General features: G+C 60.3%; 11 protein-coding genes and 2 tRNA genes. 6 read left to right on the top strand and 7 right to left on the bottom strand.

Annotated features, from left to right (window positions below; genetic code table 11):
• Positions 1-142: 142 nt before the first annotated feature.
• The 4 genes from ABID44_RS01755 to ABID44_RS01740 form a co-directional block, all read right to left on the bottom strand.
• A tRNA-Arg gene (locus ABID44_RS01755) sits at positions 143-219 on the bottom strand.
• A gap of 49 nt (positions 220-268) precedes the next feature.
• The gene (locus ABID44_RS01750; protein WP_354149954.1) at positions 269-574 is read right to left on the bottom strand and encodes an ETC complex I subunit; all 306 of its coding nucleotides are present in this window, start codon (positions 572-574) and stop codon (positions 269-271) included.
• Positions 575-684: 110 nt separating this feature from the next.
• Positions 685-761: transfer RNA gene (locus ABID44_RS01745), tRNA-Pro, on the bottom strand.
• Positions 762-1121: 360 nt separating this feature from the next.
• Complete coding sequence (locus ABID44_RS01740) at positions 1122-2300, bottom strand: cystathionine beta-lyase (RefSeq protein WP_378226790.1); 1179 nt, start codon at positions 2298-2300, stop codon at positions 1122-1124.
• Positions 2301-2732: 432 nt separating this feature from the next.
• On the opposite strand from ABID44_RS01740, the gene ABID44_RS01735 reads away from it, so the two are divergent.
• The 4 genes from ABID44_RS01735 (at position 2733) to ABID44_RS01720 (ending at position 7028) form a co-directional block, all read left to right on the top strand.
• Positions 2733-3761, top strand: a complete 1029-nt coding sequence (locus tag ABID44_RS01735; protein WP_354149953.1) for an amino acid ABC transporter substrate-binding protein — start codon at positions 2733-2735, stop codon at positions 3759-3761.
• Between the two features lie 99 nt (positions 3762-3860).
• Entirely contained in the window at positions 3861-5045 is a 1185-nt protein-coding gene (locus ABID44_RS01730; RefSeq protein ID WP_354149952.1) for an amino acid ABC transporter permease, read from the top strand.
• 3 nt (positions 5046-5048) lie between these two features.
• Entirely contained in the window at positions 5049-6209 is a 1161-nt protein-coding gene (locus ABID44_RS01725; protein ID WP_354149951.1) for an amino acid ABC transporter permease, read from the top strand.
• Between the two features lie 15 nt (positions 6210-6224).
• The gene (locus ABID44_RS01720) at positions 6225-7028 is read left to right on the top strand and encodes an amino acid ABC transporter ATP-binding protein (RefSeq protein ID WP_354149950.1); all 804 of its coding nucleotides are present in this window, start codon (positions 6225-6227) and stop codon (positions 7026-7028) included.
• A 108-nt stretch (positions 7029-7136) separates the two neighbouring features.
• On the opposite strand, the gene ABID44_RS01715 is transcribed toward ABID44_RS01720, so the two are convergent.
• Positions 7137-8357, bottom strand: a complete 1221-nt coding sequence (locus ABID44_RS01715) for an FAD-dependent monooxygenase (RefSeq protein WP_354149949.1) — start codon at positions 8355-8357, stop codon at positions 7137-7139.
• Positions 8358-8380: 23 nt separating this feature from the next.
• Positions 8381-8626 carry a zinc-finger domain-containing protein gene (locus ABID44_RS01710; protein ID WP_354149948.1) on the bottom strand — a complete coding sequence of 82 codons (246 nt, stop codon included), beginning with the start codon at positions 8624-8626 and terminating at the stop codon, positions 8381-8383.
• A gap of 167 nt (positions 8627-8793) precedes the next feature.
• Here ABID44_RS01710 and ABID44_RS01705 point away from each other — a divergent pair, with 167 nt between their 5' ends.
• Positions 8794-10995 (top strand): RNA degradosome polyphosphate kinase, encoded by a 2202-nt coding sequence (locus ABID44_RS01705; RefSeq protein ID WP_354149947.1) that lies wholly within the window; start codon positions 8794-8796, stop codon positions 10993-10995.
• Positions 10995-12530, top strand: coding sequence for an exopolyphosphatase (gene ppx, locus ABID44_RS01700; RefSeq protein WP_354149946.1), 1536 nt, complete (start codon positions 10995-10997; stop codon positions 12528-12530). Before ABID44_RS01705 ends, ppx begins: the two co-directional genes overlap by 1 nt.
• A 29-nt stretch (positions 12531-12559) precedes the next feature.
• Here the strand turns inward: ppx and ABID44_RS01695 are convergent, their stop codons facing one another.
• A complete protein-coding gene (locus tag ABID44_RS01695; protein ID WP_354149945.1) occupies positions 12560-13063 on the bottom strand; it encodes an Lrp/AsnC family transcriptional regulator in 504 nt (167 codons plus the stop codon).
• Positions 13064-13067: the final 4 nt, after the last annotated feature.

Below are 13067 nucleotides of genomic sequence, written 5' to 3'. Positions count from 1 at the left end.
CTGCTAAAATTTAGCGGTAAGGCAGTTGGATTTTATCCGATCAAAAAGCCGGCAGCGCCGGCATATAAAGGCCCTTACTGAGAACGACCTGCGAACAAAAATTGGAGCTCGCTTTCGTCGTGGCCTAAGTACTTGATTTTAATGGCGATCCCGGCAGGATTCGAACCTGCGACCATCGGCTTAGAAGGCCGGTGCTCTATCCGGCTGAGCTACGGGACCGTAGGTCCGCCGCGGAAGTTTCACCCTGCACGGCAGATGCGATCATTGGTCAGTGCGTCCAGGGGGTGCGACGATCATACCGGAAGTTGTCGGCATAAGAAATCTGGCGCCGTTTCGGCAGATTAGGTTCTTGGAGGCGATAGGCCAGACCTTCGCGCTCGGCATAGGCGATCGCCTCTTCCTTTGTCTGGAAGTGAAGCCTGATCTGGCTCTTCATGTCGCCGGAGGTCGTATAGCCCATCAGCGGGTCGATCTTGCGCGGCCGTTCGGGTTCGAACTCCAGAACCCAATAACCGGTCTTGGCGGTGCCGGATTGCATGGCAGTCTTGGCGGGACTGAAAATGCGCGCGGACATGGAAACCTCATTGCTGTTCGGCTAGTCAGCCGTTGCCGACTGCTTACTGCGCAAAGCGCGCGGCGGCAAGATCGCAAACGCCGCAGTACGATTTTCCCAAAGGTGAAAAGTGGTCGGAGTGGCGTGATTCGAACACGCGACCCCCTGATCCCAAATCAGGTGCGCTACCAGGCTGCGCTACACTCCGGCGACCACCGTCCGATGGTGGCGGTTGCCGACCTCAGGACAATGACGGATGCCGTATCAGCCCGAATGCCCATACGCAAGCCTGCTTTTTAAACTTATCGATCGGGAAGCGCCCGATATCAGCGGCAGCGTTGAAGTTCGCAACCAAACCTCGCGAGATTGATCTCGCCTTCCATGCGAGCCGAGACGCCATTTACCGGAATGCCGGGAGCATCGGCGTAAGGCAGCAGGTGATTTCCTGACACGGATCGCGGAAGGCAGGGCTTTGAGGGCAGCATTAGCGAACGGGACCTCCGCGTTTTAACGGACGTCCCGGACGCTTTGCGAAAGAATGCCGCTACGAGTGACGACAGGGGAGATTTCAGGCCGAGGCAGCCGCTTTAAGTCCGCGCCGGATATCAGCCTTGAGATCCTCAACGTCTTCCAGCCCTATCTGAAGACGTATCACCGGACCTTCATAAGGTCCCTTGGCTGTCGTGCGGTCAGCCAGTGAAACCGGCACGGCCAGACTTTCATATCCGCCCCACGAATAGCCAAGTCCGAAAATTCGCAGCGCATCCAGGAAGGCATGGGCCTGCTTCTGACCACCGCCGGCCAGAACGATCGAGAATATGCCGCTGGAACCTGAGAAATCACGCCGCCAGATGGCGTGGTCGGGATGACTCGGCAGGGCAGGGTGGAGCACGCTTGCGACGCCAGGGCAGGTTTCCAGCCAGGCGGCGATGTCGAGCGCGCTCTTGCGGTGATGCTCCAGTCTGACGCCCATTGTGCGCAGGCCGCGCAGCACCTGGTAGACGTCATCGGGCGCCGGGCAGCAGCCGAGCGTAATGAATCCGTCGTGCAGACGCTGCCAATGCTCCTCGTTGGCTGACGCCGTCCCGAGCAGCACATCGGAATGCCCGCCGGGATATTTGGTGGCGGCGTGGATCGAGATGTCCACACCGTGATCCAGCGGCCTGAAGTAAAGCGGAGTGGCCCAGGTATTGTCCATCATCACCACAGCCCCGGCTTTTCCGGCCGCTTTGGAGATCGCCGGGATGTCCTGCACCTCGAACGTGTTGGAGGCAGGAGATTCGGTGAAGACGACGCGTGTATTCGGGCGGATCAGGGTTTCGATGCCGGCGCCAATATGCGGGTCGTAATATTCCACCTCCACTCCAAGGCGTTTGAGCATGGTGTCGGCGAAGTGACGGGTCGGATTGTAGACTGAGTCTACAATCAGGATATGGCTGCCGGCTTCAGCGAACGTCAAAAGCGGCACGGTGACGGCGGCAAGTCCCGATGGAACGATAATGGTTCCTGCGGAGCCCTCGAGTTCGTCGATCGCCGAGGCCAGCGCATCGGTGGTTGGGGTGCCGCGCGTACCGTAGCTGTATTTCTGGGACCGACCGACCAGCGTCGCCGAATCGGGAAAGAGAACCGTAGAGGCATGGACGACCGGAGGATTCACGAATCCGTGAAATTCACGCGGGTCGTTGCCACAATGCGCAAGCCGCGTGTTGACGCCCAGTTCCAAGCTGTTCTTGTCCATATCGATCATCCCAGAGAAAAGTGATGAAGTCTTAGGCTGGCGCCCGTTGGGGCGCAACCTCGGGGGCCGGTCAGAGAGCCTCGTTTTGATGATCCAGCCCGTTCGCGACGGCCCGTACGGCAGGATTCGAGAGGCAATCGAGCGACATTTTTCGTCGTAAAAGGGACATTGCAAAAGGTTCCGCAAGGGAAGTTTCCTGCCTGAATTCCGGCAAAACATCCCGGGAAATCAACCCCTTCTTTCGCAGGGGGCGCAAAGGCTGGCCCAATCGTTCATTTTTCTTGACCTCACGAAGATTATCGCCTTCGATGAGGTGCGTGAATGGGAGCGGGTTACGGGTCTGCGATGACTTTACATCCCGGGAGAAAGCGACCGGCAAAGGTCGCCTGAGCACGACGAATCCGGGTCGGATCCCGGATAACAGAAAAGGGTCTGTGGGTTATGAAAAAGTTGGCAATCGGTCTTTTGAGCGCAGCCGCGATGGGCGTTGCAGCCACCGCGGCAAGCGCCGATACGCTTGACGATGTCAAGCAGAAGGGCTTCGTCCAGTGCGGTGTGAACACCGCTCTCGCCGGATTCTCCGCCCCCAACGACAAGGGCGAGTGGACCGGCCTGGACGTCGATTACTGTCGCGCCGTCGCCGCTGCCGTCTTCGGCGACGGAACCAAGGTGAAGTTCACCGGCCTCAGCGCCAAGGACCGCTTTACGGCGCTCCAGTCGGGCGAGGTGGACATTCTTTCGCGTAACACGACCTGGACGGTCAACCGCGATACGGCGCTGGGCCTTAATTTCGCGGGCGTCACCTACTATGACGGTCAGGGCTTCATGATCAACGCCAAGAAGCTGCCGGGCGTGAATTCCGCGCTCCAGCTTTCGGGCGCTTCGGTCTGCGTTCAGGCCGGAACAACGACGGAGCTGAACCTGGCCGACTACTTCAGCGCCAACAAGATGGAATACAATCCTGTGGTGTTCGAGAAGTTCGAGGAGGCCAACGCCGCTTATGATGCGGGCCGCTGTGACGCCTATACGACCGATCAGTCGGGCCTCTATGCGGTGCGTCTGCAGATGGCGGCGCCGGACGATCACGTCGTTCTGCCGGAAATCATCTCCAAGGAGCCGCTCGGGCCTTCGGTGCGTCAGGGCGACGACAAGTGGTTCGATATCGCCAAGTGGACCTACTTCGCGTTGCTGAACGCCGAGGAAGCCGGCATCACTCAGGCCAATGTCGACGAGATGAAGAGCAGTTCTAATCCCGACATTCGTCGTCTGCTCGGCACCGAGGCGGAAACCAAGATCGGCACCGATCTGGGGCTCAGCAACGACTGGGTGGTGAATATCATCAAGGCCACAGGCAATTATGGTGAAATCTTCGAGCGTAACGTCGGCTCCGGCAGCCCGCTCAAGATCTCGCGCGGCATCAATGCTCTGTGGACCAAGGGCGGCCTGCAATACGGCATGCCGATCCGCTAAAACGGAATGGCCGGGGAGCACGCGCTCTCCGGCCTTCACCCCTGCCGGGACAACAAAACAAAGGCTGGCGGGAACAGACACCAGGTTAAGGGGAACCATGTGTCAGAACATGTTATCAGAGAAGAATCCGTTCGGGTCCCGCTGATCTATGACCCGAAGGTGCGCAGCATCTTCTTCCAGGTGTTTCTCGTCGCCCTGCTGGCGCTGGGCGTCTGGTGGATTGTCGACAACACCATTGAAAATCTGCGGCGCTCGAACATTTCCACCGGCTTTGCGTTTCTACGCGGCCGGGCCGGCTTCGATATTTCCGATCGTCTGATCGACTACACCTCCGATTCGTCCTACGGACGAGCGCTGCTGGTCGGTATCGCCAATACGCTGGCTGTGGCGGCGGCAGGTGTCGTCACGGCGACCATCCTGGGTTTTCTGGTGGGCATCGGCCGGCTTTCCAACAACTGGCTGATCCGCAAGCTTGCGATGGTCTATGTCGAGGTGTTCCGCAACATACCGCCGCTGCTGGTCATCCTGTTCTGGTATCAGGGCGTTCTGGCGGTGCTGCCCAATGTACGTGACAGCCTGTCGCTGCCTGTCGGCTCCTATCTCAACAATCGCGGCTTCTACTTTCCACGGCTGGTGTGGGAGCCCGGGTCGGGCCTGATTCTGGCCGGTTTTGTCGGCGCCCTTGTCCTGAGCTGGTATGTCGCGCGGCGTGCGCGAGCAAGGCAGATGGCCACCGGCGAGAGGTTCCCGGTATTCCTGACAAGCCTCGGTCTGATCGTCGGCCTGCCGCTATTGGCCTATTTCGTGTCCGGAATGCCGGTATCTGTCGATTATCCCCAGAAGGGCACATTCAACCTGAGCGGCGGCACCAATATCAAGCCGGAATTCCTGTCGCTCTATCTGGCGCTGTCCTTCTACACCGCGTCGTTCATCGCGGAGATCGTGCGCGCTGGCATCATGGGAGTGCCGAAAGGGCAGACAGAAGCCTATTCCGCGCTTGGAATGAACTCCAATGACGGATTGCGCCTTGTGGTGATCCCTCAGGCCATGCGCATCATCATCCCGCCCCTTACCAGCCAGTATCTCAATCTGACGAAGAACTCGTCTCTGGCGGTCGCGATCGGATATCCGGATCTCTATGCAGTCGGTGGCACGATCCTCAACCAGACAGGGCAGGCGATCGAGGTGGTGGTCATTTTCATGACCGTCTATCTCAGCATCAGCATTCTCACCTCGCTGTTCATGAACTGGTTCAACACCAAAATGGCGCTGAAGGAGAGATGAGCCATGCAGGAACATGACATCTCCTGGGTGCGTACGGAAATGGTCCTGGCCGATGCGGCCCCGCGCTCGCAGGTGGGCCTGAGCGCGTGGCTGCGCAAGAACCTGTTCGCAACGCCCGTTGACTCGATACTGACGGTCATCGCGCTTCTCGTAGTCGCCTCGTTTCTACCGCGGATACTGGACTGGCTGTTCTTCAATGCGGTCTGGACCGGCACCGATCGCACCGCCTGCCTGACGACGGAGCAGGGCGGCCAATTGCCCGCCGGATGGTCCGGAGCCTGCTGGCCGTTCGTCAGCGGCCGTTTCGGTCAGTTCATGTTCGGGCGCTATCCGATGGACGAGCGCTGGCGCGTGGTCCTGACGGGCGTCCTCTTCGTCGTGCTGCTTGCGCCGCTGCTCATCCCCCGCGTTCCCTATAAAAAGCTCAACGCGATCCTGTTCTTCGGCGTCTTCCCATTTGTCGCCTTCCTGCTTCTGGTCGGCGGCGCGTTCGGCCTGCGCTATGTTGAGACGCCTCTGTGGGGCGGGCTCATGGTCACGCTGGTGATATCCTATGTCGGTATCCTGGTGTCGTTGCCGTTGGGCATTATCCTGGCGCTCGGGCGGCGTTCGCATATGCCCATCGTCAAGCTGCTGTCGGTGGTTTTCATCGAGACGGTACGCGGCGTGCCGCTGGTGACGGTGCTGTTCATGGCCAGTTTCATGCTGCCGCTGTTCGTGCCGCCCGGAACGAGCTTCGACAAGTTGTTGCGCGCCTTGATCGGCGTGGCGCTGTTTGCCTCGGCCTATATGGCGGAGGTCGTGCGCGGCGGGTTGCAGGCGATACCCAAGGGGCAATATGAGGGGGCGGATTCGCTCGGCCTCGGCTATTGGCCGAAGATGGGCCTCATCATCATGCCGCAGGCGCTGACGCTGGTCATCCCGGGGATCGTCAACACCTTCATCGGCATGTTCAAAGATACGACGCTGGTGCTCATCATTTCGATGTTCGACCTGCTCGGCGTTGTGAAGCAGAACATCTCGGGCGATCCGACATGGGCGACGCCGCAAACGGCGAAGACCGGCTACATATTTGCGGCCGCGATCTTCTGGGTGTTCTGCTTTGGCATGTCGCGCTATTCTCAATATATGGAACGCCGGCTTGACACCGGTCATAAACGTTAGACAGGGGAATGGCATATGGCCACCGAGAACGCAGTCAAAGCCCAGGAAATCAAGGTCGATACCGGCAAGATGCAGATTTCGATGACCGATGTCGCCATCGAGATCATCGGCATGCACAAGTGGTACGGTGAGTTCCATGTCCTGAAGGACATCAATCTGAAGGTGATGCGCGGCGAGCGCATCGTCATCTGCGGGCCGTCGGGTTCTGGCAAGTCGACCATGATCCGCTGCATCAACCGGCTGGAGGAACACCAGAAGGGCAGGATCCTCGTCGAAGGCAAGGAACTGACCAACGACCTGAAGAAGATTGACGAGGTGCGCCGCGAGGTCGGCATGGTGTTCCAGCACTTCAACCTGTTTCCGCATCTGACCATTCTGGAGAATTGCACGCTGGCCCCGATCTGGGTGCGCAAGGTGCCGAAGAAGGAGGCCGAGGCCACGGCCATGCATTATCTGGAAAGGGTCAAGATCCCCGAGCAGGCGCACAAATATCCGGGGCAGCTTTCCGGTGGCCAGCAGCAGCGGGTCGCCATTGCGCGCTCATTGTGCATGAAGCCGAAGATCATGCTGTTCGACGAGCCGACCTCGGCGCTCGATCCCGAAATGGTCAAGGAGGTTCTGGAGACGATGGTGAGCCTGGCTGAAGAGGGCATGACCATGCTGTGCGTGACCCACGAGATGGGCTTTGCGCGCAAGGTTGCGAACCGCGTGATCTTCATGGATCAGGGCCAGATCGTGGAACAGAACACGCCGGCGGAGTTCTTCGACAATCCACAGCACGAGCGCACAAGGCTGTTCCTCAGCCAGATTCTGCATTGACCGACGCCGGGACAGAACAGGTCTTCCAGCGGCGCAGCGGCATCCCCAGCCTATGTGGCAGGCGTGGACAGGCAATTCCGAAACAGACAATTCGGTCTGGCGCTGCGGTCAGTGTTGCTGCGGCAACCGCCAGCCGTAGAGCCAGTCGAGATCGGCGGCGAGGCTTTCCGGCGATCGAAGGCTGAGAACGAGATTCCGCGCCAGAGCGATGGGGCCAGTGGCGTTCCACGCCAGCTTGTTCAAGGCTCCGCGCCTCGCGACCTTCGTGAGGCGCGCCTTGCGTTGCGCTTCCCATGCGGAGATCGCGCTTTCGCTTGAGCCAGCAGCTGTCGCCAGCGAATGAGCAAGCAGGGCGGCGTCTTCTATGGCCATGGCTGCTCCCTGCGCTGCAAACGGCGTCACGGCGTGGGCGGCGTCGCCGATCAGCACCATGCCGGGAGCGCTCCAGCTCGCCGCAGGATCGACCGTGTTGAGCGGCCATGCGGTCCAGCGGACCAGTCCGGCGAGAGCCAGGAGCCGCGCCGAACCGCGCGTCAGGGCGCGCATCAGGATTGCGGGGTCGGCAGCCGTCGCCCAGCTATCGGCAATTTTGTCGGCCGGCGTAAAGGCCACCAGATTGATCTCCGCGCCAGCGCGCAAGGGGTAGGCGACGAGATGGAAGTCGCCGTGCAGGAAAGTGGTTACGCAGTCCGTTTCCGCCATCGTGCGGAAAGCCTGGCCGGCGTCGCTGTCGGTCATGATCGTGGCGCGCCAGGCTATTTGTCCGCTGAATCGGCTATCGGCCGATCCAGCTATATGCTGGCGCGTTCTGGACCAGACGCCGTCGGCCCCAATCAGCAAGCTGCTCTGCGCGACTTCGGTGCGGCCGTCTTCACTCTCGAAGCACGCCCTGACATCGCCTTCCGCAGTTTCAGATATGTCGGAAAGACGCATTCCTGACGTTAGAGTGATTTCCGCCCATGTCGCCACCTCGGCAAGCAGCGCCTGCTGCAAATCGGCGCGATGCGCAACCAGATAGGGGGCTTCCCAGCGTCGTTCTGCCGCCTGTCCCAGCGGTACGCTGGTTAGCACCCGCAGCGTCCTCGCATCCTTGAGCCGGACGGCTTTCGGCTGAACAGCTTGCGAGCGCATACACGACAGAACGCCAAGCTCGGCCAGAATATGGGTAGCATTCGGAGAAAGCTGGAGCCCGGCGCCGAAAGCTTCCAGTTGCGGAGCCTGCTCATATAATTGGCTGGCTATTCCCCGGCGCGCCAGGGCGATCGCCAGCGTCAGGCCGGCTATTCCAGCTCCGGCGATCAGGATCGGGCGAGCGCCCTGGGGTTTCATCGATGGCTGGGCCTGTCTCGCGATCAGGCCGCGCGTTCAGTGTAGGCGCATCCGGCAGGGACGGTCTCGGACGGACCAAGGCTCGCGCTGTAGCGATAGAGGGTCGAACAGTAAGGACAGACCTTTTCGTTATCCGCGCCCATGTCGAGAAACACATGAGGATGGTCGAACGGCGGATTGGCGCCGACGCACATGAATTCCTTGACGCCGATTTCGATCGCCGCATGACCCTGATCGTTCTGGAAGTGGGGAATGGTACCGCCAGCCATGATCGTCTCCTTCGAACTGTTATCCTGCGTTTGGATCATAAGACCGCTCTTTGCAAGCGTGTGAAATCAAACTGTCGCAAAACCCTGCCAGAGGATAATGTGAAACATGTAGCCGGCTGGCTGGTCGGCAAGGCGCCGAACCGGCCGGGTCTTAGGAAAGCGCGGATATGAATGAATTGAGGCCGAAACAGGCGGAATTCAACACCTTGGACGTGGCTGCAGACGAGAGCGGGAACCCGGACCGCTTCGTCAATCGTGAGTTTTCATGGCTGCAATTCAACAGGCGCGTGCTTGAGGAAGCGCGTAATGAACGCCACCCGCTTCTGGAGCGGGTTCGCTTTCTGTCGATCTCCGCGGGAAATCTCGACGAGTTCTTCATGGTTCGTGTGGCCGGCCTTGCCGGACAGGTTCGCCAGCGCATCACATTGAAAAGCCCGGATGGACGCACGCCCGAACAGCAGCTCGAGCAGGTGCTGCGCGAGGTGGAGCGGCTTCAGTCGGATCAGCAGAAGATTTTCGCGGAACTTATGGCGCTTCTCGACAAGGAGGGCATTGAGACGGTGAGCGTTTCGGCTCTCTCCAAGGACGAGAAGGTCTGGCTGGAAGACTATTTCCGGGAGCAGGTGTTTCCGGTTTTGACCCCGTTGTCGATCGATCCGGCGCATCCGTTCCCTTTCATTCCCAATCTCGGATTCTCGATGGCGCTTCAATTGCGCCACCTGAGGGAAGGGGAAGACATGAGCGCGCTTCTGCGCCTTCCGCCGGCGCTCAAGCGCTACATTCGCCTGCCCGACCGAAAGGGGCGCGTGCGCTTCGCGCCGCTGGAAGATGTGGTGGGCCTCTACATCGGGCGTCTGTTTCCCGGCTATGAAGTAAAGGGCTCCGGCACATTCCAGATCATTCGTGACAGCGATATCGAAGTCGAGGAAGAATCGGAAGATCTGGTGCGCCTGTTCGAGACCGCGCTCAAGCGCCGGCGGCGCGGCTCGGTCATCCGCATCGAGTTCGACAGCCGTATGCCGGAAAGCCTTCGGGAATTCGTGGCGGGCGAACTGGGTGTGGCCGGAAATCGCATCAGCGTTATCGAAGGTCCGCTGGCCCTCAACCAGATTTCGGAGATCGTCAGTGTGGCGCGCGACGATCTGAAATTCACGCCCTACAATCCCCGCTTCCCCGAGCGTATCCGTGAGCATGGCGGCGATTGCTTCGCCGCCATTCGCGAGAAGGACATCGTCGTCCATCACCCCTATGAATCGTTCGATGTGGTCGTGCAGTTCCTGCGTCAGGCCGCGCTCGATCCCGAAGTGGTGGCGATCAAGCAGACGCTTTACCGTACATCGAACGACAGCCCGATCGTGCGTGCGCTCATCGATGCGGCCGAAGCGGGAAAATCGGTTACGGCGCTGGTCGAGCTCAAGGCGCGCTTCGATGAGGAGGCCAATATCCGCTGGGCGCGCGATCTCGAGCGCGCGGGCGTGCAGGTCGTGTTTGGCTTCCTCGAACTGAAAACGCACGCCAAGATGTCGCTGGTGGTGCGGCGTGAGGATGGAAAGCTGCGCAACTACGTGCATCTTGGCACCGGCAATTACCATCCGATCACGGCGCGCATCTATACGGATCTGTCATTCTTCACGACGGACCCGCAGATCGCTCGCGACGTGTCACAGATATTCAATTTCATCACCGGCTATGCGGAACCGGCGGAGGAAATGACGATCGCCATGTCGCCCTTCACCCTGCGCAGCCGGATCCTGTCCCATATAGAGGACGAGATTCGCCATACGCGGGAGGGCCGGCCGGGGCGTATCTGGATGAAGATGAATTCGCTCGTCGATCCACAGGTCATCGATGCGCTCTACGAGGCGAGCCGGGCCGGCGTGGAAATTGATCTGGCCGTGCGCGGTATCTGCTGCCTGCGGCCACAGGTGCCGGGCCTGTCGGAGAACATCCGCGTCAAATCCATCGTCGGGCGTTTTCTGGAACACAGCCGAATCTATTGCTTCGGCAACGGCCATGGCCTGCCCTCGGATGAGGCGATCATCTACATCAGCTCCGCCGACATGATGCCGCGCAATCTGGACCGGCGGGTGGAAACCATGGTGCCGATCACCAATCCGACCGTGCATGAGCAGATTCTGGGGCAGATCATGCTAGGCAATCTGGTGGACAACCAGCAAAGTTTCGAAGTATTGCCCGATGGAACGTCGCGCCGGGTGGTGCTTGAAGAGGGCGAGGAGCCGTTCAATGCGCAGGAATATTTCATGACCAATCCCAGCCTTTCGGGACGGGGTGACGCCTTGAAGTCGCATGCGCCAAAGCGGATCGCCCAGTTCAAGCGCCGCAAGAAAACCGCTTCGACGACAGGCTGATGATTCCCGCTTCCCAAGGCCGGCTCCAGGACAGGCGTCCGGTTTCGATCATCGACATTGGTTCCAACTCGATCCGTCTGGTCGTGTACGAAGGATTGGCGCGTTCTCCGACGGTGCTGTTCAATGAAAAGATGCTCGCCGGCCTCGGTCGCGGCATTGTCTCCACCGGCAGGCTAGACCCCGACGCCGTAACGCGGGCGATGGAGGAGTTTCGCCGCTTCCGCGCGCTTTCCGATCAGGCAGGCGCTGTGCACATGCACGTCGTGGCCACCGCCGCAGCACGCGAGGCGGAAAACGGTCCGGACTTCATCCATCGGGCCGAAGAGGTTCTGGGCACAGAAATCCATGTTCTGAGCGGCAGACAGGAGGCTTACTACTCCGCGCTCGGGGTAATCTCCGGCTTTCAGCCGGCCAATGGCATTGCCGGCGATCTGGGCGGCGGCAGCCTCGAACTGGTCGATATAGACGGCGAAAGCATCGGGGACGGCATAACCTTGCCGCTTGGAGGACTGCGACTTCAGGACATGGCCGGAAATTCACTCGATCTGGCGGCGAAGATCGCACGCACGGAGGTGACCAGAGCCGGGCTGTTGAAGGCAGGGCAGGGGCGCACTTTCTATGCGGTTGGCGGGACCTGGCGAAACCTCGCCCGCCTGCATATGGAAAAGACCGGCTATCCGCTGGATGTGATGCACCATTACGAGATCGATACGGCAAGCGCCCTGCCGTTCCTGAAGCAGGTGGCGAAGGGCAATCTGGAGCGTATTAAAGGGATCGAAGGCGTCTCCAAGGCGCGCCGCGCCCTGTTGCCTTATGGCGCAATCGTGCAGAAGGAAATTATCTGCGCCATGAATCCGGCGCGCATCGTGGTCTCGGCCGTTGGTGTGCGCGAAGGATATCTCCATTCGCTGCTCACGCCGGGCGAGCAGCAGACCGATCCGTTGCTTTCAGCCTGTGAAGAACTCGCGCGCCTGCGCTCCCGCTCCTTCACCCATGCGCGGGAACTGGCCGACTGGACAGGACGGGCTTTCGAGATGTTCGGCGTCGAGGAAACGGTGGATGAGGCGCGTTATCGCAAGGCGGCCTGCCTGCTGGCCGATATTGGCTGGCGCGCGCATCCCGAATACCGGGGCACGCAATCGCTCAACATTATCTCGCATGCCTCATTTCTGGGCGTGAACCACCCCGGGCGCGCCTATCTGGCGCTGACGAATCTCTTCCGTCACGAGGGGCTGTTCAGCGAATCGGCGGCCGAGATCCGGTTGCTGGCGACGCCGCGCTATCTTGAGCGCGCACGTATTCTCGCCGGCACGCTGCGAGTGGTGTATCTGCTGTCGGCGGCCATGCCCGGCGTGATCCCGCAATTGAAGTGGGACAGACGCGAAGACGGCACACTGGCGATCGTGCTGCCCTCCAATCTTGCCGGCCTCTCCGGCGAGCGGCCTGCGGCGCGCGTCGCACAACTGGGCAAGGTGCTGGGGCGTCGTATGGCGCTGGCGATTGAGGGACGGCCAGTCGTCGTCGCCGCCAAATAGAGCGGCGGAGGCCGTCGCTCAGGGTGGATTTACGCCATTTCCGGTTTCATGCCGAGCGCGGTTCGGTCCACCACTTCGCGCAACGCAAAGGATGAATTGATGCGTGTCACATGGGGCATGGCCGATAGCCATTCCTTGTGGATGCGCTCGTAGTCGGCCAGATCGCGCGCGGCGATACGCAATATGTAGTCGTATTCGCCGGACATGAGATGGCAGGATAATACGTTCGGGCAACGCTTGATGGCCGCCTCGAAATCGGACAGCGTCTTTTCGAACTGGCCCGACAGCGAGATATGGACAATCACCGTTGTGTGGTGACCCAGAGCGGCGTTTGACAACCGGGCATGATAGCCCCGGATGGTGCCGGACCGCTCAAGGTTGTCGAGCCGGCGCGAGCATGCCGACTGCGACAGTCCGACCTTTTCAGCCAGCGCAGCGTTGGGAATGCGCCCGTCCTTCTGCAACGTATCCAGAATGGCGATGTCGATGCGGTCGAGGGCCGTTTTCCGTGATTCTTGCGAGATGCTTGCCATGGTT

The sequence above is a fragment of the Aquamicrobium ahrensii genome, from assembly GCF_040545755.1.
Lineage (GTDB): Bacteria > Pseudomonadota > Alphaproteobacteria > Rhizobiales > Rhizobiaceae > Mesorhizobium > Mesorhizobium ahrensii.
The sequence above is the reverse complement of the archived record's forward strand: the minus strand, read 5'-3'. Positions and strand labels throughout refer to the sequence as shown.